The 22,099-nt window shown below is 67.3% G+C and carries 20 protein-coding genes; 11 read left to right on the top strand and 9 right to left on the bottom strand.

Features of this window, described 5'->3' with window-relative positions; translation table 11 throughout:
• Positions 1-48: 48 nt before the first annotated feature.
• Entirely contained in the window at positions 49-423 is a 375-nt protein-coding gene (locus FPY90_RS10300) for a VOC family protein (protein WP_071213964.1), read from the top strand.
• Positions 424-479: 56 nt separating this feature from the next.
• Here FPY90_RS10300 and FPY90_RS10295 read toward each other — a convergent pair whose 3' ends face one another.
• From FPY90_RS10295 to FPY90_RS10285, 3 genes are all read right to left on the bottom strand, one after another.
• Positions 480-938, bottom strand: coding sequence for a hypothetical protein (locus tag FPY90_RS10295; protein WP_083411059.1), 459 nt, complete (start codon positions 936-938; stop codon positions 480-482).
• Positions 939-1,425: 487 nt separating this feature from the next.
• Positions 1,426-2,079, bottom strand: coding sequence for a DUF6318 family protein (locus FPY90_RS10290; protein ID WP_139194759.1), 654 nt, complete (start codon positions 2,077-2,079; stop codon positions 1,426-1,428).
• A 143-nt stretch (positions 2,080-2,222) separates the two neighbouring features.
• Complete coding sequence (locus FPY90_RS10285; RefSeq protein WP_498685563.1) at positions 2,223-3,500, bottom strand: MFS transporter; 1,278 nt, start codon at positions 3,498-3,500, stop codon at positions 2,223-2,225.
• A 144-nt stretch (positions 3,501-3,644) separates the two neighbouring features.
• Here FPY90_RS10285 and FPY90_RS10280 point away from each other — a divergent pair, with 144 nt between their 5' ends.
• A complete protein-coding gene (locus FPY90_RS10280; RefSeq protein ID WP_071214475.1) occupies positions 3,645-4,193 on the top strand; it encodes an acyl-CoA thioesterase in 549 nt (182 codons plus the stop codon).
• On the opposite strand, the gene FPY90_RS10275 is transcribed toward FPY90_RS10280, so the two are convergent.
• Complete coding sequence (locus FPY90_RS10275) at positions 4,190-4,924, bottom strand: FadR/GntR family transcriptional regulator (RefSeq protein WP_071213962.1); 735 nt, start codon at positions 4,922-4,924, stop codon at positions 4,190-4,192. The two genes, FPY90_RS10280 and FPY90_RS10275, sit on opposite strands and share 4 nt — an antisense overlap.
• Before the next feature lie 177 nt (positions 4,925-5,101).
• Here FPY90_RS10275 and FPY90_RS10270 point away from each other — a divergent pair, with 177 nt between their 5' ends.
• The 7 genes from FPY90_RS10270 to FPY90_RS10240 all read left to right on the top strand — a co-directional run bounded on the left by FPY90_RS10270 (position 5,102) and on the right by FPY90_RS10240 (position 13,293).
• Positions 5,102-6,715 carry an ABC transporter substrate-binding protein gene (locus FPY90_RS10270; RefSeq protein WP_498685388.1) on the top strand — a complete coding sequence of 538 codons (1,614 nt, stop codon included), beginning with the start codon at positions 5,102-5,104 and terminating at the stop codon, positions 6,713-6,715.
• Between the two features lie 159 nt (positions 6,716-6,874).
• Positions 6,875-7,780, top strand: coding sequence for an ABC transporter permease (locus tag FPY90_RS10265; RefSeq protein WP_071214474.1), 906 nt, complete (start codon positions 6,875-6,877; stop codon positions 7,778-7,780).
• A 4-nt stretch (positions 7,781-7,784) separates the two neighbouring features.
• Positions 7,785-9,794, top strand: coding sequence for a dipeptide/oligopeptide/nickel ABC transporter permease/ATP-binding protein (locus FPY90_RS10260; RefSeq protein ID WP_498685387.1), 2,010 nt, complete (start codon positions 7,785-7,787; stop codon positions 9,792-9,794).
• Positions 9,791-10,597: an ATP-binding cassette domain-containing protein gene (locus FPY90_RS10255; RefSeq protein WP_498685385.1), complete on the top strand. Its 807-nt coding sequence runs from the start codon at positions 9,791-9,793 to the stop codon at positions 10,595-10,597. The genes FPY90_RS10260 and FPY90_RS10255 overlap by 4 nt, the downstream gene beginning before the upstream one ends.
• A 93-nt stretch (positions 10,598-10,690) precedes the next feature.
• On the top strand, positions 10,691-11,623 hold the full coding sequence (locus tag FPY90_RS10250; RefSeq protein ID WP_498685383.1) for a dihydrodipicolinate synthase family protein: 933 nt from the start codon (positions 10,691-10,693) through the stop codon (positions 11,621-11,623).
• 6 nt (positions 11,624-11,629) lie between these two features.
• Positions 11,630-12,619: an ROK family protein gene (locus FPY90_RS10245; RefSeq protein ID WP_498685381.1), complete on the top strand. Its 990-nt coding sequence runs from the start codon at positions 11,630-11,632 to the stop codon at positions 12,617-12,619.
• Positions 12,610-13,293, top strand: a complete 684-nt coding sequence (locus FPY90_RS10240; RefSeq protein WP_498685379.1) for an N-acetylmannosamine-6-phosphate 2-epimerase — start codon at positions 12,610-12,612, stop codon at positions 13,291-13,293. Before FPY90_RS10245 ends, FPY90_RS10240 begins: the two co-directional genes overlap by 10 nt.
• Here FPY90_RS10240 and FPY90_RS10235 read toward each other — a convergent pair.
• Positions 13,290-13,670, bottom strand: a complete 381-nt coding sequence (locus FPY90_RS10235) for an MbcA/ParS/Xre antitoxin family protein (RefSeq protein ID WP_071213954.1) — start codon at positions 13,668-13,670, stop codon at positions 13,290-13,292. The two genes, FPY90_RS10240 and FPY90_RS10235, sit on opposite strands and share 4 nt — an antisense overlap.
• Before the next feature lie 120 nt (positions 13,671-13,790).
• Between FPY90_RS10235 and FPY90_RS10230 the strand changes: the two genes are divergently transcribed.
• The gene (locus tag FPY90_RS10230) at positions 13,791-14,654 is read left to right on the top strand and encodes an SDR family oxidoreductase (protein WP_071213953.1); all 864 of its coding nucleotides are present in this window, start codon (positions 13,791-13,793) and stop codon (positions 14,652-14,654) included.
• On the opposite strand, the gene FPY90_RS10225 is transcribed toward FPY90_RS10230, so the two are convergent.
• The 4 genes from FPY90_RS10225 to FPY90_RS10210 all read right to left on the bottom strand — a co-directional run bounded on the left by FPY90_RS10225 (position 14,651) and on the right by FPY90_RS10210 (position 20,718).
• The gene (locus FPY90_RS10225) at positions 14,651-15,943 is read right to left on the bottom strand and encodes a M20 family metallo-hydrolase (RefSeq protein ID WP_498685376.1); all 1,293 of its coding nucleotides are present in this window, start codon (positions 15,941-15,943) and stop codon (positions 14,651-14,653) included. The two genes, FPY90_RS10230 and FPY90_RS10225, sit on opposite strands and share 4 nt — an antisense overlap.
• A 31-nt stretch (positions 15,944-15,974) precedes the next feature.
• On the bottom strand, positions 15,975-17,642 hold the full coding sequence (locus FPY90_RS10220) for an amidohydrolase (protein ID WP_498685374.1): 1,668 nt from the start codon (positions 17,640-17,642) through the stop codon (positions 15,975-15,977).
• Positions 17,639-19,294 carry a thiamine pyrophosphate-dependent enzyme gene (locus FPY90_RS10215; RefSeq protein WP_498685373.1) on the bottom strand — a complete coding sequence of 552 codons (1,656 nt, stop codon included), beginning with the start codon at positions 19,292-19,294 and terminating at the stop codon, positions 17,639-17,641. Before FPY90_RS10215 ends, FPY90_RS10220 begins: the two co-directional genes overlap by 4 nt.
• 101 nt (positions 19,295-19,395) lie before the next feature.
• A complete protein-coding gene (locus FPY90_RS10210; protein WP_071213949.1) occupies positions 19,396-20,718 on the bottom strand; it encodes an MFS transporter in 1,323 nt (440 codons plus the stop codon).
• 162 nt (positions 20,719-20,880) lie between these two features.
• Here FPY90_RS10210 and FPY90_RS10205 point away from each other — a divergent pair, with 162 nt between their 5' ends.
• Positions 20,881-22,065, top strand: coding sequence for an RsbRD N-terminal domain-containing protein (locus tag FPY90_RS10205; RefSeq protein ID WP_498685371.1), 1,185 nt, complete (start codon positions 20,881-20,883; stop codon positions 22,063-22,065).
• The last annotated feature ends 34 nt before the right edge of the window (positions 22,066-22,099 follow it).

Here is a 22,099-nt window from a genome sequence, read left to right as displayed (position 1 = left end):
TGTTGCCTGCATCCTTCGGATCCACCAATTCGAGAAACAGGAAAAACCATGAGCATTTCTTTCAACCACACCATAATTGCCGCGAAGGACCGCGAAGCCTCGGCGCAGTTCTACGTCGACCTCGCCGAGGCCCACCGCATCGAAAGCTGGGGCCCGTTCACCAACCTCCAGCTGGACGACGGGGTCATGCTGCAGTTCGCCGAACCGCCCATCGACTTCCCGCCCCAGCACTACGCGTTTCTCGTCGATGACGAGCACTTTGAGCGCACCTACGCGCGCATCCAGGAACGCGGGATCGAGCATTGGGCCGATCCGCAGCGAACCCGCCCGGGCCAGACGAACACCGAGCATGGTGGGCACGGGGTGTATCTCCTGGACCCGGCGGGGCACTACATCGAGTTCATTACCCGGCCCTACCTGTAACGGGAATGTGCAGCCCGTTGTCCGTTGCGCAGAAATCGCGGGAGTCCTCAGCGTAGCTACTTGTCGAACAGGGAAGCGCAGCCCGGTGCGTGGGGGTTCCGGGTGCAGTTTTCGGCGACCAGGATCTTCCTGGTCCGCCACACGCTCATCGTGACCTGTTCGCTGGGCACGTTGGCGACGCCCGGGATCGGGGTCCAGGGGCCGCCCTCGGTCGAGTATTCACCGCGGAACCGGGTGGTCAGGCCGACCCTGAAGTCGCCGGTGTCCTGGTAGACGTGGCTGGTGCTGGTGGCCTCGTCGAAGCCGCGCTCGGCCACGGGGCCGCCGGGGAATGCGAGCGTCCGGGAGGTTCCGTCGCCGTAGGTCCACAGGTATGAAACGGGGATCGCCCGCACCCGGATGTCCTGGTCGTACAGGGTGATGTTGAAGTCCTGGGGTTCGGACTCCGCATACATGTGAGCGTGTCCGTTGCGCAGCGAGAAGTTCTCGGGCTGGCTGACAATGGTCGAAGCCAAGATCGGCAGCCTTCGGAAGTCGCTGAGGCCAACCTTTGCGATGTCGTCTTCCGCGCCCGGGATGGTGGTCGGCGGTTCAACTTGGCAGTATTGCGTAACGGAAACTACTTGGCCAGCTCGAGGACCGTTGACTGCCCGAATGGTCCGCACGATTCGATAGCCGCCACCCGGGCAAGTTGGATCAGAGATTGCGTTGCAGCCTCGAGCCAGAGTGAGATCCGGGGTGCATTCGCTGAAGTATTCCACGTCGTATCGAAGCTTAGGTCCGTTTGAAACGGTCTTTGATTTCCCTGGGAGGTGGGCGAAATTGCTGGAGTTCTCAACATTTTTCGGTGGACACGTCACTTCGATGGTCATGTGACGACCGCCCACCTTCGTGTATTCAACGCATCCTGTTTGCGCATTCGCCGGTGCTGCAAGGGCAATGCATGCGATCAACAACGAGAGAACAGCAACAAGTGTTCTGCTGCAGATGCGGCCGGACATGTCATTTCACGTCTAGGTATTCGAGAGTCTCCACCGACCATCCGTCATCCCAGCTGAGGAGCATGGTGGCCGGAAATGGCTTGTCGCTCGCAGGGAAAACTCCTTGTCTTGTCCCGTCGCTCATGTACGCCACCATTTCGCTTTGGGTGGATGTGTAGAGCACTACTCCGTTCTTGGGCTGCAGGATGCTTTTGGTGACGGTGATTTCAAAGTCCGCACCAGCCAGCCACGATCCTGCCTTCCTGTTGTTGTCGAACGGATCAATGAAACCGCTGGCACATTCGACACAGGTACGTTCTGTCACCTGTTTGATTGGTTTCGTGTCGTTCGTTTGGATCGTGTACTCAACGAGTTCGTAGTAGTACTCGGCAAAAGCCTTGATCCCAGCCTCGTTCTTTTTCTTCGCAGCCTCGGGCATCTCCGGAATCGGCCAGTTCTTTGCGGGGCCTTTGGAACTTCCCGCAACCGGTGTGGGAGTTGGCTTCGCGCTGGGGGTCGGCGATGGCGTCGGAGGGGAACTCGTTGCGGTTGCTTCAGGCGTCGGAGGCGACTTGGTTGGCTCGAGCGGTTCGGCGCTTCCGCCGCATCCCGCCGCAGTGAGCACGAGCGCGCCGGAGCAGAATACGAGCATGACCTTTTTGAATTTCGCAAACATGCCAACGGCCTACGATTCGGTTGGAGTCAATTAGCAGACATCCTAACCCCGTTGCCAAATGTTTGGGAGAGGTTTTCCACAGGCACACCATCCGGGGCCGTTTGGTGTCCTGGGCCATGTTGCGGAACATGGCCCGGGACAACTCAGGCGTCGGCCTGCTGCGGAGCATCCACCCGGTCGAGCGGATGATCGATCTCGTCCCGGTACATTCGCCCTGCAAACCAAGCCAGGACGCCGATCACCGGTGAAGCCACACCCGCCACCACGAAGATGATCCACAGCGGCATGATTGCACCCAGCGGGCCGGCAAGCGCCATCGACACGGGCATGAGAGCCAGCGAGACGAAGAAGTCCAATGAGGACACCCGCCCGAGCATGTGGGTCGGCACCCGGCGCTGCAACAGCGTTCCCCAGATGACCTGCCCGAGTCCTCCGGTGATTCCCACGACGACCAATAGTGCGGCCAGCTGCCATGGGGATCGGGTCAACCCGATGAACGCCAGGGGGATCGTGCCAAAGGCCCAGAACGCCATCATGAAGGTCAGATAGCGCCGCGGCAAGGGAAGCGATGCGGTGACCATCGAGCCCAGCGCACTGCCGATGCCGAAAGCCGCCAGCATGAAGCCGAAGGTCTTTGCGTTGCCGTTGAGCTGGTCCTCCACGACGAAGGGCAGCAGAACCTCGATCGGGCCAATGAAACTGAGCACGGCGACAACGGCAAACAACAGGGTCCACAGCAGCCACGGGGTGCCCAGCGTGTAGCTGACCGCCTCGCGGAGGTCGGCCAGGACGCTGGGGCGCTTCTGGTCGGGTTCCAGGTGCGCGTCGTAGGCGCGGTGGTGGCCAAGAAGGTTCAACACCACGAAGGCCACCAGGTGGCAGGCGGCAATCCCGACTATCGCCATCGAGGGCGCAAAGGATGCGACGAGCACGCCGGCGATGGCGGGACCCGCGGCCTGCTGCAGCACCGGGCGAAACATTCCCTCCATGCCGTTTGCGGCCAACAGGTCCTCGGCCGGCAGGATCCTGGGAAGCAGCGCCGAGTATGCGGGAAAGAAGAATGCGGCACCGGCGCCCTGGATGAAACCTGCCACGGCGAGGTGCCAGAGCTGGATGGAACCGGTGAGTGCCAGGACCGACAGGGTGCTCATCACCGTTAGCGAGACGGCCTCGACGGCGATTATGATTTTCCGGCAGCTGACCCGGTCCGCGGTGATGCCGCCAATGAGCACGAAGCCAAGCAGGCCGAGCGAGGTTGCGGTGGCCACCACCGAAAGCTGGGCCGGGCCGCCGCCCAGGTGCTTGACCTGGTAGACCATGGCCACGGCCCACATTCCATGGGCAAAGACGCTGATGGCCATGGCAATGAGCAGGATGCGGTAATCGCGATGGGCGAAGGGTCGAAGCGCGCGCGGGGCCATGGTGGGGGTCCTGAAGATGGATGCGATGTCCGGAAGCACGGTGGTGTCCGGGTTCCATCTTGAATCAACTCATTGATATAAGTCAATCACTAGCGCGCGACAAAATGGGCGACAGGTAAGTTACCCATGAGTAGGATGGGGTTCATGCATGCTCTCTTTCGCCTCCTGATCCTGCTTGCCACTGCCGGCAAGCGCCCCAAGCTGTCCATGTTCGACACCTCGTCGGTGCCGATGCGGGCGCTGCTCACCGACATCGACGTGGCCGGACACATCAACAACGGCATGTACTTCTCGCTCTTCGACCTTGGCCGGTTCGATCTCATGGTCCGCGCCGGGGTGTGGAACGTGATGAAGAAGAACAAGTGGACCCCGGTGGTCCAGGCCGAGACCATTTCCTTCCGCAAGTCCGTGATCTTCAACCAGAAGTTCACGCAGGAAACCCGCATCCTGGGCATGGACGACAAGTGCATCTACTTTGAGCAGCGGATGGTCGCGGACGGTGAGATCTACGTGCACGCAACGATGGCCACCCGGTTGCTCTCCAGGAAGGGCCCGGTGTCCAACGAAGAGATCCTCGCCGCGGTGGGGCTGGAAGTTCCAGCGGACCTGGTGCTGCCCGATTGGGTGGCGCGCTGGCGCGAGGACACCGCGTTGCCCGGCGCCCGAAGGCCGGCGCCGCACCTCTGGGGCTAGCCGGCCGGGGCGTTGAAGTCCGCGAGCTGGCCGCGGATCCCGTCGAAGTGGCAGGCGAGCAGCGAGCTGGCCAGCGGCTTGTCGCCGGACTTCACTGCCTCGAAAAGTTCGCGGTGCGAATGCGCGGTTTCGGCAAGATGCGCGCGGGTGCTGTCCTTGGCATCGATGCTCTGGTGGATGGTGCGGTACACATCCCAGAAGACGCCCAGGAGGTTGCTCAGCAGTTGGTTGTTCAGCGGCTCGAACAGGATCCGGTGGAAATTCCTGTCGGCGTCGATGAAGCTGTGGCCTTCGGCTGCGAGCCGCTCCATGTCCACCACGGTGGCTTCGAGTTCGGCCAGGTGGTGCTCGGTGATCGCCGACATGGCCGTCCCCACGAGCCCGGCCTCGAGCGCCTGGCGCACGTCCACGAGCTCATTGGCCTCGTGCCCCTTGTGGCGCAGCGACATCTGCCCGCGGAAGGTCAGCGAGTCGGACAGGGCCACGAGGTTCTCCTCGGCCACGAACATGCCGAAGCCGTGGCGGATTTCCACCACGCCCAGGGCCTGCAGGACCTTGATGGCCTCGCGCAGGGTGTTGCGCCCCACGCCCAGTTCCGCCATGAGCTCCTGCTCGGTGGGCATGGCATCTCCCGGCAATAGGCCGCGGTCCAGGATCAGGTCGGTGATGTCGGAGGTGAGCGCACGCAGCCTGGCGTGGGCATCGAGACGAGGTGGTCGCGAGACGATCATGAGCGGCTGATTCCCCTTTCGGATGGGCGGTGAAGATTCCCTGCTGAATCAATGATGATGCAAGGTTTCCAATGTGACGCGGTTGACGTGTGGTGGTGATGGCGCTTACAGTCTATCTCACAGCATAGGACGTCCTACGTCCGACTTTCACCGTCTTGGAAATGAAAGAGATTAGATATGACCATCAAGGATTTGGCCAGCAAGCCCCGTGGCCGTCGTGAATTTCTCAAGATGACCGGCATGCTTGGTGCAGCAGCTGCCTTCTCGGCAACGGTTGCGGCCTGCTCGAGCCCAGGGACCGCAACCGGCGGCAGCGCCGCCGCCACGGGTGCCGCCACCCACCTGGAAGCCGGCATTTCCTACGCCCTGTCCACCGGTTTCGACCCGATGACTTCCTCCGGCGCCACCCCGTTCGCCGCCAACATGCACATCTTCGAGGGGCTAGTCGACCTGCACCCGGCAACCCGCGAGCCGTACCTGGCGCTGGCCGCCGCCGACCCGAAGCAGCTGACCGACACCAGCTGGGAAGTCAAGCTTCGCTCCGGCGCCAAGTTCCACAACGGCGACCCGGTCACCGTGGAGGACGTCGTCTACTCCTTCGATCGAGTCACCGACACCAAGAACGCCTCGCTGTTCGCACAGTTCGTCCCGTTCATCAAGTCCGTCAAGGCCAAGGGCGAAGACACCGTCGTGTTCACCCTGAACTACGCCTTCCCGCTCTTCGCCACCCGCATCTCCGTGGTCAAGATCGTCCCGAAGAAGGTTGCCTCCGCGGACCAGGCGGCATTCGACGCAGCCCCGGTCGGCTCGGGCCCGTACAAGCTGGTCTCCGCCACCAAGGACGACAAGATCGTCTTCGAGAAATTCGCCGACTACAACGGCGCCTACGCGGCCAAGGCGGACACCATGACCTGGTACCTGCTCTCGGACGCCGCAGCCCGCGTCACCGCTGCCGAATCCGGCCGCGTCGCAGCCATCGAGGACGTCCCGTACCTGGACGTCGACCGCCTCAAGTCCAAGATGAATGTCGAATCCGTGCAGTCCTTCGGCCTGCTCTTCCTGATGTTCAACTGCGAGTCCGGCCCGTTCGCCGACAAGCGCGTGCGCCAGGCATTCCACTACGCCACCGACACGCAGACCATCATCGACCGCGCATTGCTGGGCAACGCCAAGCCGGCCACCTCCTACGTGCAGGAAACCCACCCGCAGTACGTCAAGGCCGCCAACGTCTACGGCTACGACGGCGCCAAGGCCGAGGCCCTGTTCAAGGAAGCCGGCGTCACCAACCTCGAGATCGAGTTGCTGACCACCGACACCTCCTGGGTCAAGGACATCGCCCCGCTGCTGCTCGAATCCTGGAACAAGCTCCCGGGCGTCAAGGTCACCATGCAGAACCTGCAGTCCGGTGCCCTGTACACCGAGCGCGTCGACACCGGGAAGTTCACCATCGTGGCCGCCCCGGGCGACCCCTCGGTCTTCGGCAACGACCTGGATCTGCTGCTGAGCTGGTTCTACCGCGGCGATGTCTGGCCGACCAACCGCTTCCGCTGGTCCAAGGCCGCCGAATACAAGGCGCTGCAGGGCATGCTCGATGCGGCAGTGAAGTCCAAGGACGAGGCCGGTGCCGTCAAGGCCTGGACCGAAGCCATCAACCTGCTCTCCGACCAGGTTCCGCTGTACCCGGTGCTGCACCGCCAGCTGCCGACCGCCTGGGACGAGAAGAAGCTCGAGGGCTTCAAGCCGCTTCCGACCACCGGCATCTCCTTCGTCGGCGTGGCCCCCAAGGCCTAGCCCTCGATTGTTCCGGTTGCGCCGCCGATTCTCCCAAGTCGGCGGCGCAACCGCCCCCCTCCTGCAACACCCCTTGCCAACTCATTGCCTACCCATCGGAGTTCTTGCGTGGGAACCCTCCTACGGCTGCTGCTACGCCGCCTCGCCGCCCTGCCCCTGATGATCCTGGGAGTCACCTTCCTGGTCTTCATCATCCTTAAACTTGCACCCGGTGACGAGGCCACCTCCGCCCTGGGCGAAGGCGCCAGCGCGGCGGCCAAGGACGCCTACCGCGAGGAGCGCGGGCTCAACGACCCGCTGGTCATCCAGTACGTCTCCTTCCTGGCCCGGCTGATCCGGCTGGACTTCGGCACCACCACCCCGCCGGCCCGCCCGGTCGGCGAAATGATCGCCAACGCGTTCCCGCTGACCCTGCAGCTGACCTTCTTCGGCGTGGTGATCGCCGTGGTTCTTTCCCTTCTCTTCGGCGTGCTCGGCGCCCTCTACCGGGACCGCTGGCCCGACCAGCTGGTCCGCGTCTTCTCGATTGCCGCGATCGCCACCCCGTCCTTCTGGCTGGGCATCCTGCTGATCCAGTGGCTCGCCCTGGGCGCCAACCCGCTCTTCCCCTCCGGCGGCGCGGCCGCCGCGGGCACCGGGCTCGGCGGCTGGCTGGCCCACATGACCCTTCCCGCACTCGCACTGGCCATCCCGGTCTCCGCCTCGCTGATCCGCGTGGTGCGCACCTCGATGGTCGAGGAACTGGACAAGGACTACGTCCGCACGGCCATCGGCAACGGCGTGCCCCGCGGCGAGGTGCTGACCCGCAACGTGCTGCGCAACGCGCTGGTCACCCCGGTCACCGTGCTGGGCCTGCGCATCGGGTACCTGCTCGGCGGCGCCGTGGTGATCGAGATGATCTTCTCGCTGCCCGGCATGGGCCAGCTGATCATGAACGGCATCACCAACTCCGACGTGAACCTGGTCCAGGGCGTGGTGCTGGCCATCGCGGTCACCTTCGTGCTGGTCAACATCGCCGTGGACCTGCTCTACCTGCTCATCAACCCGCGCATCAGGACGGTGTAACTTCATGGCTCTCCTCGCCCCCCGCAACGGACTTGTTTCCCGCCTGAGCGCCGGCGGCACGCGCTTCACCGCGCTGCCGCTGGGCTCCAAGATTTCCCTGGCCTTCCTGGTGCTGGTCGCCCTCGCGGCGCTCCTGGCACCCATGCTGGCCCCGCAGGACCCGCTCGCCTCCGGCATCCCCGCCCAGGGCCCCAGCGGCGAAAACCCCTTCGGCACCGACCGGCTGGGCCGCGACATCCTTTCGCGCCTGCTCTTCGGCGCCCAGGCTTCGCTGCTGGTCGGCCTTGGTTCGGTAGCCCTGGCCCTGGTGATGGGCGGGCTGCTCGGCGCGCTTGCCGCCACCAGCGCCAAGTGGGCCAACGAGACCATCATGCGCATCATGGACATGCTCATGGCCTTCCCGGGCATCGCCCTGGCCGCCGCGCTGCTGGCCTCGCTGGGCAACTCGCTGCCGGTGATCATCCTGTCGATCGCGATCATCTACACCCCGCAGATCGCCCGCGTGGTCCGCGCCAACGTGCTGGCCCAATGGGGCGAGGACTACGTGCGCGCCGAACGCGTCATCGGCGCCGGCCGCTTCTACATCCTGGGCACCCACGTGCTGCGCAACTGCGCCGCCCCGGTGCTGGTCTTCGCCACCATCATGGTCGCCGACGCCATCATCCTCGAGGCCTCGCTGTCCTTCCTGGGCGCGGGCATCCAGGACCCAGCGCCCAGCTGGGGCAACGTGATCTCCTACGGCCGCACCCTGGTGCTCAACGGCGCCTGGTGGGCCACCACCTTCGCCGGCGTGACCATCCTGCTCACGGTGCTGGCGCTGAACATCCTGGCCGAGGGCATGACCGACGCGCTGGTGAACCCCAAGTCCACCCGGAAGTCGGCCTCCACCTCGGAGCGGGCCGCGGCCAAGGCCGCCAAGCCGGCCGTCGACACCGCCGCGCTGGCCCGCCTGCGCGCCGAGCTCGAGCTGCTCGCGGCCACCGAGGCCAGGCGCACCGACCGCCTGGTGCTCGATTCCTCGACCGGGGAGCCGAAGACCATCCTGGAGGTCAGGGACCTCTCGATCCGCTTCCCGGCCCGCTTCGGCGAGACCCGGATCGTGGACAACGTCTCCTTCACCGTCCGCGAGGGCGAGACCATGGCGCTGGTCGGGGAATCAGGCTGCGGCAAGTCGATCACCTCGCTGGCCATCATGGGCCTGCTGCCGGACACCGCCGTGGTCACCGGCTCCATCAAGTTCGGGGACAAGGAACTGCTGCCCGCCGGTCCCGACGGAAACCACATCGCCGGGGACGACAAGGTCTACAAGGGACTGCGCGGCGAGCAGATCGCGATGGTCTACCAGGATGCGCTGTCCTCGCTGAACCCCTCGATGCTGGTCGGAGACCAGCTGCGCCAGCTCACCAAGCGCGGCGGGCGCACCAGCCCCGCCGAACTGCTGCGCCTGGTCAAGCTCGACCCGGTGCGCACGCTGCGCTCCTACCCGCACGAGCTTTCCGGCGGGCAGCGCCAGCGCGTGCTCATCGCCATGGCCTTGAGCCGCAAGCCCAAGCTCGTGGTCTGCGACGAGCCGACCACCGCGCTGGATGTCACGGTGCAGAAGCAGGTCGTGGACCTGCTCAACGAGCTGCGCGAAACCCTGGGCTTCGCGATGGTCTTTGTCAGCCACGACCTGGCACTGGTCGCCTCGCTGGCGCACCGTGTGACGGTGATGTACGCCGGGCAGGTCGTCGAATCCGGCCCGGTCCCGGCGGTGCTCGCCGCCCCGGCGCACGAGTACACCCAGGGCCTGCTGGGCGCGGTGCTCTCGATCGAATCCGGCGCCGCCCGCCTGCACCAGATCCCCGGCACGGTGCCCTCCCCGTACTCGTTCGCGCCGGGGGACCGGTTCGCCGAACGCTCCCAGCGGGCCGCGGCGGATCCGAACCGTCCCACCGACTTCGTCCCGGCCGGGGAGCACCCGGAACACTTCTGGGCCAGCCACGAACCAGTTTCCCCAGGAGTATCGCGATGAGCAACGCATCCAGCACCCCCGTCGTCCAGCTGCGCGACATCCACGTGCACCACCGGGCCCGCGGCGGCAAGCTCTTCAGGCCGAACATCGTCAAGGCGGTCAACGGGGTCGACTTCTCCGTCTCGCGCGGGGAAACCGTGGGCATCGTGGGGGAATCCGGCTGCGGCAAGTCCACCCTCGCCTCGGTGCTGGTGGGCCTGCAGGAACCGACCAGCGGCCAGGTGCTCTTCCGCGGCAAGGACGCGGCCAAGCGCAACGCCGCGGGCCGCAAGGAATTCGGCCGCTCGGTGGCCGTGGTCTTCCAGGACCCCTCCACCGCGCTGAACCCGCGCATGAGCATCTCCGACATCCTCACCGACCCGCTGAAGATCCACGGCATCGGCACCCCCGCCAGCCGAGCGGCCAAGGTCGCGGACCTGCTCTCGGTGGTCGGGCTGCCGGCCTCGGCGGCCTCGGCGATGCCCAACCAGGTCTCCGGCGGCCAGCGCCAGCGCGTGGCCATCGCCCGCGCCCTGGCCCTGGACCCGGATATCATCGTCGCCGACGAGCCGACCAGCGCGCTGGATGTCTCGGTGCGCGCCCAGGTGCTGAACCTGCTCACCGACCTGAAGGCCACGCTGAACCTCGGCATGGTGTTCATCTCCCACGACATCCAGACCGTGCGCTACATCTCGGACCGGATCTGCGTGATGAACGCGGGCAAGATCGTCGAATCCGGCACCGCGGCCCAGGTCTTCGAGAACCCGACCGACCCCTACACCCGCACGCTGCTCGGCGCGGCCCCCACGCTGCTGCAGCTCTAGACCTGGCGGGCGGGGAACGCGGCACCACACATCCGCGCCCCCGCCCGCCACCTTCCCCACCCCAAGCACCACCCCCTAAAGAAAGATTTTCTCGTGGCATTCGCTAACAACCCCAAGTACTCCGGCGTCATCCCCCCGGTCGTGACCCCGCGCACCGCGGAGGGGGCCATCGATGTGGCGGGCCTGCGGGCTGTCGTCGAACACCTCATTTCCGGAGGGGTCACCGGCCTGTTCGTGCTCGGTTCCTCCGGCGAGGTCCCGTACCTGACCAACACCGAGCGCGAGCTCGTGGTCACCACCATCGCCGCCGCCAACGCCGGACGCGTCCCGCTGGTCGTGGGCGCCAACGAGCAGACCACCAACCGCGTCATCGAGGAAGGCCGCAAGATGGTCGACCTCGGCGCCGACGCCCTGGTCGTGACCACCCCGTACTACGCGCTGTCCAACGCCGCAGAGGTCGAGGCGCACTTCCGCGCCATCCACGCCGCGCTGGGCGTGGACATCTTCGCCTACGACGTGCCGGTGCGCACCCACGTCAAGCTGTCGGTGGCCACCGCCGTGGCGCTGGCCACCGACGGGGTCATCGTCGGGGTCAAGGACTCCTCGGGCGATGATGTCTCCTTCCGCCAGCTGCTGCTGGCCACCAAGGACATCGAGGGCTTTTCCGTGTTCACCGGGCACGAGGTCGTCGTCGACGGTGCGCTGCTGGGCGGCGCCCACGGCGTGGTCCCGGGCCTGGGCAACGTCGACCCGGCCGGCTACCGCCGCCTCTTCGACGCCGCGGTGGCCGGCGACTTCGCCACCGCCGCCAAGGAGCAGGACCGCCTGGCCCGCGTCTTCGACATCGTCTACACCCCGGACTCGGCACGCGTCTCCGGCGGCGCCGCGGGCCTGGGCGCCTTCAAGACCGCACTGGTCGCCCAGGGGATCATCGGCTGCAACAAGATGAGCGTCCCGATGGTGGACCTGAACGACTCCGAGGCCGCCGCGATCACCGCGATCCTCGCCGAGACCGGCCTGCTCTAGACGTCCATGGACAACGCAACAGCATTGGTGCGCCCCGGGAATCCGGGGCGCACCGCCGCGTTCGGCATCGACCTGGGCGGCACCAAGATCGCCGCCGGCCTGGTTGACGCCGCCGGCACCGTCCTGGCCACCGCCTCGGCCCCGACTCCCGCCACCGCCGGGGCCCGCGCCGTGCTCGACACCGTGGCCGCGCTGGTTGCCGAGCTCTCGGCCACCGAAGCCGCGGCGAACCTGCACCCGATCGGCCTGGGGCTGGGCGCGGCCGGGGTCATCGACCCGGGAACCGCCCGGGTGCTCTCGGCCACCGACACCATTGCCCGCTGGGCCGGCACCGACCTGGCCGCCGAACTGTACACCCGCACCAACCTGCCCGTGCGCGCGGTCAACGACGTGCACGCCCACGGACTGGGCGAGGCCTGGTGCGGCGCCGCCGCGGGCCGGGCCAACGTGCTGCTGCTGGCCGTGGGCACCGGGGTGGGCGGCTCGCACCTGCTGCACGGGGTGCCGCAGACCGGCGCGCACCACGTCGGCGGGCACATGGGGCACTTCGCCTCCCCGCTGGCCACGTCCGTGCCCTGCTCCTGCGGGCGCACCGGCCACCTGGAGGCCATCGCCGCGGGCCCCGGCATCCACCGGAACTACCTGCGCCTGGGCGGGGATCCGTCCGTTCCCGACACCCGCGAGCTGACCGCCCGTGCCTATGCGGGGGATGCGTTGGCCCGCCAGGCGCTGCGCACCGGGGCGCTGGCCGCCGGGATCGCCGCCGGTTCGCTGGCCAACATCCTGGACCCGGAGGCCATCGTGCTCTCCGGGGGCATGAGCGGGGCCGGAACCCTGTGGTGGGATGGTGTGCGGGAGGGCTTCGCCGCCGAGGCCATCGACCCGCTGGCGCACCTGGAACTGCTTCCCGCGGCCCTGGGCAACGACGCGGCGCTGATCGGCGCCGCCGGCCTCTTCCTGGCCCCGACCGATTCGAAGGAAAATCCATGCTCTTGACCCCCGCCGACCTCGAGGCCCTGCGCGGCCGGTTGATCGTCTCCGCGCAGGCCTACCCGGGCGAACCCATGCGCACCCCCACCACCATGGCGCAGGTCGCCGCCTCCGCCGTCATCGGGGGAGCGGCGGCCATCCGCGTCCAGGGCATCGCGGACGTGCAATTCACCCGCAGCGCCGTGGAGGTTCCGGTGATCGGGCTCTGGAAGGACGGGCACGATGGCGTGTTCATCACCCCCACGGCCCGCCACGCGCTGGCCGTGGCCCATGCCGGGGCGCACATCGTCGCCCTGGACGGCACCCGCCGCGGGCGCCCGGACGGATTGTCGCTGCAGCAGACCATCGAGCTGGTCCACGCCGAGTCCCACGCCCTGGTCATGGCGGACTGCGGGTCGCTGGCAGACGCACTGGCAGCGGCCGAGGCCGGGGCGGACCTGGTCGGGACCACGCTGGCGGGCTACTCCGGGGAACGGCCCAAGACCCAGGGCCCGGACCTGGAACTGCTGGAGGCGATCGCCGCCGCGGGCCTGTCGGTGCCGCTGGTCGCCGAGGGCCGCATCCACACCCCGGCCCAGGCCCGCGCGGCCCTGGACGCCGGGGCGTTTGCCGTGGTCGTCGGCACCGCGATCACCCACCCGGCAACCATCACCGGCTGGTTCGACGCCGCGCTGCGCTAGCGGCGATCCTCGTGGGTGACCAGCGACTCGGCGGTGTTCACGACCTGCTGGGCATGCAGGCGCGCAATGAAGTCCATGGGCCGCTCCTCGTCCAGCGCCCGGTTCGGGGACATCAGCCAGTCGACGGCCGCCTGCGGGTCCTCCAGCGACTGCAGGGTCAGCCAGACCCGGTAGCCCAGGCGCAGCCGCTGCTCCGTCATGGTGTCCGGTTCCGTGCTGTCCGGGTGGGCCCAGCGGTGCGGTGCGGTGGCGTCATGGGTGCCGGCCAGCTGCTGCACCGCGGGCGCGCCGATGGCATCGACCAGGGTGCGGACGATGTCGTGGATGTCCGTCCGTGTTGCTTCGACATACACGGCGCTGTGGTTCAACTCTTTCATGCCCTAAGCATCGTCCTGCCGGGCCCGAAAATCCATGGGATTCGCGGTCTTTTTGCCCAGATGGGGACACGGTTCTTGGCTTGCTGTACCCGGGGGCCGATTCAGTGGTGGAATGGAGGCATGATCATCGTTCCCCCGCCGCTGGCCGTCACCGGGTCCACTGGAAGCCTTGGCAGCCGGGTTGCTGCCGGGCTTTCCGCGGCCGGCGTGAAGCAGCGCCTGCTGGCCAGGACCCCGCGCAAGGCACCGCCAGTGGACGGCGCCACGGTGTTGCAGGCGGCGTACGAGAACACCTCCGCCACGCGCACGGCGCTGGCCGGGGCCGAAACGGTGTTCATGGTCTCGGCCTCCGAATCGCTGGAGCGCCTGGAGCAGCATTGCGACTTCGTGGATGCGGCCCTCGAGGCCGGGGTCCGCCACCTGGTGTATGTCTCGTTTGTCGGGGCCGCCCAGGACGCGGTGTTCACCCTGGCCCGGGACCACTTCGCCACCGAGGAATACATCCGGGCCTCGGGCCTGGACTTCACCTTCCTGCGCGACAACCTCTACGCAGACTTCCTGCCCGGGCTCGTGGGAGCCGACGGGGCCATCCGGGGGCCCGCAGGTTCGGGCAGGGTCGCGGTGGTGGCCCAGCACGACATCGCGCGCACCGCCGTGGCGATCCTGCAGGATCCGGAACGCCATGCCGGGGCAACCTACGAGTTGACCGGCCCCGAGGCGCTGTCGCTCACCGAGGTTGCCCGACAGCTCGGTGAGGCCCGCGGGGAACCGGTCAGCTACGTGGACGAGAACGTCGAGGAGGCCTACGCCTCGAGGGAACCGTACCGGGCCCCGAGATGGCAGGTGGATGCCTGGGTGTCCACCTACCTTTCGATTGCCTCCGGGGCCATGGAACGGGTCAGCGGGGACATCGAGGCGATCACCGGGGTGCCGCCGATGACGCTGGCGCAGCTGCTGGAAACCCTGCCGGCCGGTCGCTCCTAGGACACCAGGGATGACTCCCCGGCGCGTTCCTCCACGCTCCCGGAGGGCGAGATGAACTCGCCGCGCACCACGCGCGCCAGCACCTCGGAGAGCAGGTCCACGCCGGCAAGCATGTCCGCGTCACTGGTCAGCTCGCGCTCGTTGTGGCTGATGCCCTCGACGCTGGGCACGAAGAGCATGATGGTCGGGACGATGTCCTTCATGTTCGTCGAGTCGTGGCCCGCCAGGGTGCGCACCACCCCGTGGCTCAGGCCCAGCGACCCGGCGGCCCGCGCCGCCAGCTCCAGCCCGGCCTGGTCATAGGCCTTGGCGCCCCAGGCGTGCTCCTTGCCGCGCTCGATCCGCACGTTGGCCAGCTGCTCGATCTTCGCGATGCGGGCGTGCAGGTCCGCATCCGCGGCGGCCAGCACGTCGGGATCCGTGGAGCGCACGTCCACCAGCAGGTTCACGCGGCTTGCCACCACCACCGGGGAGTTGGGGAAGACGGTGAACTCGCCGCAGGAGGTGATGACCATGTGCTCATCGGTGGAGTGCTCCAGGGCGATCTCGCGGGCGGCCACCACCAGCGCGGAGGCACCCAGCAGCGCGTCCCGGCGGTCGGCGATGACCGTGGCGCCGGTGTGCGCCTGGTCGCCGTGCACCGTGAACTCGTACTTGTTCGCGCCCCAGGTCGACTCGACCAGGCCGATGGTGAGGTCCCGGTCCTCCAGGGAGCGGCCCTGCTCGATGTGGATCTCCACGTAGGCGGCCACGGGCAGCTCGAAGTCGCCGATGGTCCCGATGGCCTCGAGCGCCTCGCGCACCGTGGTGCCGGCCGGGTCGGTGGTTTCCAGCACCTGGTTGGCGGGCAGCTTGCCGGTGTACACGGAGCTGCCCATCATCGAGGGCTTGAACCTGCAGCCCTCCTCGTTGAACCAGTTGATGACCACGATGTTGAACCTGGCGGTGCCGGGGTCCCCGTCCAGGGATTCCCTCACGCGCAGGGCCGCATGCGCCCCGGCCAGCACGCCGTAGGCGCCGTCGAAGCGGCCGCCCAGCGGCTGGGAATCCAGGTGCGATCCCACGGCGATCCACGGGGCGCCGGGAACCAGCTCGAGCATCGAATACTGGTTGCCGACGGCGTCGTAGCGCACGGTGAAGCCGTGGCCCTCCACCAGTCCGCGGAACCAGTTGCGGGTCTGCCCGTCGGCCACGGTGGCGGCCTGGCGGTCCACGCCGCCGCCGGCGGTGGCGCCGTGGCTGCTCATCGAGGTGAAGTCGGCAAGGAAGGGGTTGTGGTCGGGGGTCATGGTCTCTCCTGCAAGGTGGTGGGGGCGGGGATCAGGCGGTGGCGGGAACCGCGGCGGCGGAGCGTGAGTAGCTGGACCTGCCGCCGACGAAGGTGCCCAGGATCTCGAGCGCGGCAATGTCGTCGGCGTGCAGCGGGGACTCGGAGAGCACCACGAAATCGGCGAGCTTGCCTCGGGCCAGGGACCCGCGGTCGGCGAACAGGCCGGTGGCCTGGGCGGCGTTGATGGTGTAGAGGCGCAGCGCCTCAAGCGGGCTCAGGCATTCCGCCGCACCGCCGAGCACCGTGCCGTTCTCGGTCCTGCGGTCCACGGCCGAGGCCATGGCCCGGCGCACGTTGTTGTCGGCCACCGGCAAGTCCGAGCTGCCGGCGGCCAGGACCCCGGCGGCCAGCAACGATTGGCCCCGGTAGAGCCAGCCCTCGCGCTCTGGACCCACGAGCTTGGCGAACTGGTCGCCGAGCGGGCCGATGAAGGAGGCCTGCGGGGTCACCGCGATGCCGTGCCTGGCCACCGCCGCGACCTGGTCGGGGCGGGCGATGCCGAAGTGCTCGATGCGGTTGGGCAGCGCGTTGCGGCCGTGCTTTTCCTGCAGCCCGGAGATGATCTCGATGGCCAGGTCGATGGCCGCGTCCCCGATGGCGTGCAGCGCCACGGGCCAGCCGGAGCGGTAGGTGGCGGCGATCCGGTCCCGGTACGCCTGCGCGTCGTCGAGCAGGTAGCCGGTGTTGTGCAGGTGCCCGCAATAGTCCTCGGTCACCGCGGCGGTGGCGCCCAGCAGCGAGCCGTCCATGAACACCTTCACCGGGCCCAGCGAAAGGTGCTCGTTGCCGAACCCTGCCGTGATGCCCAGGTCCAGTCCCATCCCGGTGCCGGTGCCGTGGGCATCGGAGGGGTGGGATTCCTGCTCGCGCAGCGCGTCGAGCGTCGGCATCAGCTGGGCGCGGGCGTGCAGCTTCCCGGCGGCCAGCGCCCTTTGGTAGGCGGTGACCTCCACGGGGGAGTGGCCGATCCAGCCGCCGCCGATGCCGGCCTCGGTGAAGGAGGTGATGCCCTCGGCGGCGTAGCGGGCGGTCGCGGCGTCCAGGGCCCCGGCGATCTGCTCCACCGAGTAGGGCAGCAGCATCTTCTGGATGATCCCCTGGGCCGATTCCTCGACCAGCCCGGTGGGGGCACCCTGCGCGTCGCGCACCACGGCGCCGCCCACGGGGTCGGCGAAGCCCGGTTCCAGGGCCCCGGCCAGGGCGAGGGTGGCGGTGTTGGTGATCGAGGCGTGCCCCGAGACGTGGCGCAGGTACATCGGGCGGTCCCCGGTGATCGCATCGAGCCGCACGATGTCCGGGAACAAGCCGCCGTGGTTCTTGTGGTTGAAGCCGGTGCCGTTGAGCCACACGACGGGGGTGTCGGCCAGCCGGTCCATCTCGGCTTCGAGCAGGGCGTAGAGCTCCTCGAGTCCGCGGGCCCCGGAGAGGTCCAGGGCGGCGAGCCCCAGCCCCCACCAGGTGGTGTGGCAGTGGGCGTCGATGAAGCCGGGGGTGATGGTCGCCTCGCCGAAGTCCTCGGTGCGTTCCGCGGTGCATCCGGCCAGTTCCTCGTCGAAGCCGACGATGCGCCCGCCGATGATCCCCATCTCGCGGGCCGTGGGGCGCGCCTCGTCCATGGTCAGGATGGTGCCGGCGCGCACCAGCAGATCGAGCCTCATGCGTGGGCCTCCGCACCGCTTGCCACGGATCCGTGCGCGACGGTGCCCGGGCCCATGGTGGCCGGGTCGGTCTTCAGGTGCAGCACCGCCGGCAGGCCGCTGGACAGGGCCCGTTCGAGTGCCGGGGCGAATTCCGCGGTGGTGGCGATGAATTCGCCGTGCCCGCCGAAGGATTCGATCCACTGTGCGAAGTTCGGGTTTTCCATCGCCGTGCCCGAGGGTCGCTGCGGGTAGTGCCGTTGCTGGTGGTCCACGATGGTGCCGAAGATCCCGTTGTCCGCCACGACGATGAGCGGGGTCCCGCCGTGGGCGAAGGAGACGGCAAGTTCCTGGGCGTTCATGAAGAAGTCCCCGTCCCCGCAGATGGCCACGACGTGGCGGCCCGGGTGCATGATGCTTGCGGCCACGGCGGCCGGAACCGAAAGCCCCATGGCGCCGTTGCGCGGTCCGGCCAGGGACTTCGGGCCGTGGTGGGACAGGTAGCGGTGTCCCCAGAGCGTGGCGTTGCCCGCGCCGTAGGTGATGATGCGGTCGGCATCAAGGGCGGCCTCGAGGGATTCGAAGGCGATGCCCAGGTCCACGCCGGTGCCGCCGTCTGGCCCGGGGACCGTGAAGTCCAGCTGTTCGGCGCGCAGCCTCTCCATCCATTCCGGACCGCGCGTGCCACGCAGCGAGTCGCCGGAGGGAAGGGCGGAAAGGAATTGCGCCGGGCCGATGCCCAGGTGCGCGTCGATGCGTCCGGCGTGGCCCGTCAGCCCGGCGTCGGGGGACACCACGATGGTCGGGGTGTCCAGCGCCGCTTGGTAGCCCTCGGAGAGCACATCGCCGCGGGTGCAGCCGATGAAGACCAACAGGTCGGCATCGTTCAGCGCCTGCACGGTGCGTTCGGCCCGGCCGTAGCCCAGCCAGCCCGCGTAGGCCGGGGAATCGTGGTCGATCGCGTCATAGGCGCGCCAGTCGGCCAGCACCGGCACGCGGGCGGCCTCGGCGAAATCGGCAAGCCTTGCCGAGGTGGCCGGATCCCAGCCGTCCCCGCCCACAACGATCGCCGGCTGCATCGCCCGGCCGAGCATGGTGGAAAGTGATTCAAGGGCGGCGGCACTTGGTACGGCATCGGGCAACGGAAGCACCGCGGGCACAGGGGAGGAGGTCATGCGCACCAGGACGTCCTCGGGCAGCCCGACCACGACCGGTCCGGGGCGTCCGGTGGAGGCCAGGCGCATGGCCCGTGCCACCACGTCGCCGGCCTGGTGCTCGTCATCGAGCACAAAGACCGCCTTGGCGGTGGTGGAGAACCAACCTTCCAGGCTGAACTCCTGGAAGGAGTCCCGTCCGCGGTCCGCCAGCGGAATCAGCCCGACGAACAGCACCATCGCGGTGGCGTCCTGCCAGGCGGTGTGGATCGCGATCATGGCGTTTGCGGCACCGGGGCCCCGGGTGACCATGGCAATGCCGGGGGTCTCGCCGAGCCGGCCCTCCGCCAGGGCCATGAATCCGGCACCGCCCTCGTGCCGGGTGACGACGGTGTGGATCGGGGAATCGTGAAGCCCGTCGAGCACATCGAGGTAGCTTTCACCCGGAACCGCATAGATGCGCTCCACGCCGTGGGCTTCGAGGGTCTTGACGATGAGGTGGCCGGCTGACAGGGTCATGAGCGGTCGTGGTCCTTTGTTGTCGAGCGTAAAAAAGAAGAGGGAGGCACCCGGTGTGCACCGCAGGAGTTGGGGCTCCTGCGGTGCACACCGGAGGGCCGCTAGTGCTTGAAGCCGGGCAGGTCGACGCTGAGCTTCGGGGCGATGACGCCCGCAACCGCGGTGAACAGCGACAGGAAGATGAGCATGGCGGCGGCGGGCCACCAGTGGTTGGACGCGGCGGCGACCAAGGCGGTGGCGGCCAGCGGGATGAACCCGGAGATCATGCCCGCGGTGTTCTGCGCGAAGCCGACGCCGGTGTAGCGGGTCTTGGCCGGGAACAGCCCGGTGAGCACCGTGCCGGAGGCGGCGTAGGGCAGCGAGAGCGCCGCGACGGCCAGGGTCATGCCGGCGATGACCAGCACGTCGTTGCCCGAATCGATGAGCATGAAGGCGGGCCAGGCAATGATCGCGGAGAAGATTCCGCCGTAGGTGATGACCTTGGAGGAGCCGAAGCGCTCGCCGAGGCGGCCGCCAATGATCAACACGGGGATTTCCACGAGGGCGGCAATGATGCCGCCAAGCAGCATCAGCGAACGCTCGTATTCCAGGACGTTGACGCCGTACCAGACCACGAATGCGGTGACCAGGTAGAAACCGCCGATGCCGAGCATGCCGGCAGCCATGCCGATGATGATGTGCTTCCAGGATTCCTTGAGCGTGGTGCGGATCGGGGCCTTTTCGGTCTCGCCATTTTCCATCAATTCCTTGAATACCGGGGACTCATCGAGGCGGCTGCGGATGTACAGTGCGACCAGCAGCATCGGGATCGCAGCCAGGAACGGGATGCGCCAGCCCCAGGCGTCGAAGCTTTCCTGGGACAGGAACACGGTCATCAGGAAGAAGCCTCCCGAGGAGAGGATCGTGCCAATGGGGGAGCCGATCTGCGGCAGTGCCGCGTAACGGGCACGACGGTGCAGGGGTGCGTTTTCCACGACGATGGTCATGGCTCCGGACCATTCGCCGCCGACGAACAGGCCCTGGGCGATGCGCAGCAGCACCAGCAGGATCGGGGCCGCGATGCCGATGGCCGCGTAGGTGGGCAGCAAGCCGATCAGGCCGGTGATGATGCCGATGCCGACGATGGTCACCATGAGCGTCTTGCGGCGTCCGATCTTGTCGCCCATGACCCCGAAGATCATTCCGCCGATGGGGCGGGCCACGAGTCCCACGCCGAAAGTGGCGAAGGCTGCCATGGCGGCAGCCGTGGCATTCTGGCTGTCGAAGAACTGGATGTTGAATACCAGCGCGGCGGCAGCGCTGAAGAGGAAGAAGTCGTACCACTCCATGGCCGTGCCAATGAGGGCACCAATGGCAACCTTGGTGGCCTCCTTGTCGGAGATTTCTCGGGTTGCACCAGCTTCGAGTGTTCCAGTGTGGGTCATGGGAATTTTCTGCCTGATCTCAAGGGGAGGGCCGGTGCGTCGCTGCATGCCATCCGGTTTGTGGGGATGATGTTTATCTTGCCAAGGATCCACCGTGATGCGTCGCACGTTTCTCAACGAGTTCCATGCCACAAACGGTGCAAAAGCACATAATATGGTCGAATGGCATGGAAGCAGGGCACCGAAAGCAAGCAAAACGTCCAATCTGGCGACGCGGGGCGTTGGAGCGTCCTGTTGGATGGGTTGGACGTTGGGAAGCTGACCGACGAATTCATTGCTCGTCTGGGCGCCATTTCGATCTATGCCCAATCGCCGTTGCCGCTCAGCGAGATCAGGCGCACCGGCAGCGCATCGTTCAAGGCCCTGATCCTCGCCATGAAGGCGGATGACGACGAACCTGGCTACTTGCGTGAACGCGATGCCATCGCGCTGGATGTGGGAGTCTCCAGGGCGCGGGCGGGGGTTCCCATTGAGGCGCTGATGACCGCGATCCGCTTGGACTTCTCGGTGATCTGGGAAGCCATCACTGCCATTGCCGCGCCCGCGGACGCACAAGTGCTGGTCGAGCACACTGCTCGCGTCTGGGAAGTCGTGGACGGCTATGCGGGCGAAACGCAGAGAGCCTATGTCGCGGAGCTGGCCAGGATCCAGGCGGAGGCTGCAAGCAAAAGGCAAGGTTACCTGGCCACGCTTTTTAGCGAGAAAAAATTGACGCCTTCCGCGTTGGAACGGATAGCAGAAGAACTTGGCCAGGACCCTGACACCGAGTATGTGGTCGCGGTCGCGCTGTGGGACCACATTCCAGCATTGCGACTTGCTTTGGCCAATGTGCAAGCGAGCAACCAGGTGTCGACCTATTCAATGGCGGATGCACTGGTGGTTTTTTATCCACTCGAGGAGAGTGCCGGCTCGGAGGCCCAGCGGCTCAACGCGAGCCTTGAGCGACTCTCCTGCGGATTGATCGGGGAAGGCTGCGTTTTGGAACAGGTTCCGCACGCCGCCGCCGTGGCTGCCGCGTTGGCAAGGTTGCTGGAGCCGACGGAAGAAGGTGCCATGACATGGGCTCGGGGATGGGCTCGCATGGCCCGGCGAGAGCTGGAACGGGCGGGCGCTCCAGGGCTGGGCGAGGTGGAGCGCGCATTGGATCAATGCGGCGCGACCGAACGCCGCCGACTGGGCGAAGCGGTGCAGGCCTACCTGCAATCCGGAAGCATTGCGCATGCAGCTGAACAGTTGTACTGCCACCGAAACACCTTGATGAACCGACTCAAACGCTTTGCCCAGCTCACCGGCGTGGACCCCACCATTCCCGTCCAGGCGGCGAGACTGGTGGTGGGTTGGTCTTAGGAGCCAGCCGGCTCGGGCCCGGTCGCAGTGGCGG

Source organism: Arthrobacter sp. C2 (assembly GCA_024207135.1).
Taxonomy (GTDB): Bacteria; Actinomycetota; Actinomycetes; order Actinomycetales; family Micrococcaceae; genus Paeniglutamicibacter.
Note: the sequence above shows the minus strand (reverse complement) of the source record. Positions and strands in the feature narration are given on the sequence as shown.

What these genes read in the sequence shown, in the direction of transcription:
- FPY90_RS10300 (WP_071213964.1), top strand. Translation starts at nt 49, where the DNA reads ATGAGCATTTCTTTCAACCACACCATAATTGCCGCGAAGGACCGCGAA.
- FPY90_RS10290 (WP_139194759.1), bottom strand. Translation starts at nt 2,079, where the DNA reads ATGTTTGCGAAATTCAAAAAGGTCATGCTCGTATTCTGCTCCGGCGCG.
- FPY90_RS10285 (WP_498685563.1), bottom strand. Translation starts at nt 3,500, where the DNA reads ATGGCCCCGCGCGCGCTTCGACCCTTCGCCCATCGCGATTACCGCATC.
- FPY90_RS10280 (WP_071214475.1), top strand. Translation starts at nt 3,645, where the DNA reads ATGCATGCTCTCTTTCGCCTCCTGATCCTGCTTGCCACTGCCGGCAAG.
- FPY90_RS10275 (WP_071213962.1), bottom strand. Translation starts at nt 4,924, where the DNA reads ATGATCGTCTCGCGACCACCTCGTCTCGATGCCCACGCCAGGCTGCGT.
- FPY90_RS10270 (WP_498685388.1), top strand. Translation starts at nt 5,102, where the DNA reads ATGACCATCAAGGATTTGGCCAGCAAGCCCCGTGGCCGTCGTGAATTT.
- FPY90_RS10265 (WP_071214474.1), top strand. Translation starts at nt 6,875, where the DNA reads ATGATCCTGGGAGTCACCTTCCTGGTCTTCATCATCCTTAAACTTGCA.
- FPY90_RS10260 (WP_498685387.1), top strand. Translation starts at nt 7,785, where the DNA reads ATGGCTCTCCTCGCCCCCCGCAACGGACTTGTTTCCCGCCTGAGCGCC.
- FPY90_RS10255 (WP_498685385.1), top strand. Translation starts at nt 9,791, where the DNA reads ATGAGCAACGCATCCAGCACCCCCGTCGTCCAGCTGCGCGACATCCAC.
- FPY90_RS10245 (WP_498685381.1), top strand. Translation starts at nt 11,630, where the DNA reads ATGGACAACGCAACAGCATTGGTGCGCCCCGGGAATCCGGGGCGCACC.
- FPY90_RS10240 (WP_498685379.1), top strand. Translation starts at nt 12,610, where the DNA reads ATGCTCTTGACCCCCGCCGACCTCGAGGCCCTGCGCGGCCGGTTGATC.
- FPY90_RS10235 (WP_071213954.1), bottom strand. Translation starts at nt 13,670, where the DNA reads ATGAAAGAGTTGAACCACAGCGCCGTGTATGTCGAAGCAACACGGACG.
- FPY90_RS10230 (WP_071213953.1), top strand. Translation starts at nt 13,791, where the DNA reads ATGATCATCGTTCCCCCGCCGCTGGCCGTCACCGGGTCCACTGGAAGC.
- FPY90_RS10225 (WP_498685376.1), bottom strand. Translation starts at nt 15,943, where the DNA reads ATGACCCCCGACCACAACCCCTTCCTTGCCGACTTCACCTCGATGAGC.
- FPY90_RS10220 (WP_498685374.1), bottom strand. Translation starts at nt 17,642, where the DNA reads ATGAGGCTCGATCTGCTGGTGCGCGCCGGCACCATCCTGACCATGGAC.
- FPY90_RS10215 (WP_498685373.1), bottom strand. Translation starts at nt 19,294, where the DNA reads ATGACCCTGTCAGCCGGCCACCTCATCGTCAAGACCCTCGAAGCCCAC.
- FPY90_RS10210 (WP_071213949.1), bottom strand. Translation starts at nt 20,718, where the DNA reads ATGACCCACACTGGAACACTCGAAGCTGGTGCAACCCGAGAAATCTCC.
- FPY90_RS10205 (WP_498685371.1), top strand. Translation starts at nt 20,881, where the DNA reads ATGGCATGGAAGCAGGGCACCGAAAGCAAGCAAAACGTCCAATCTGGC.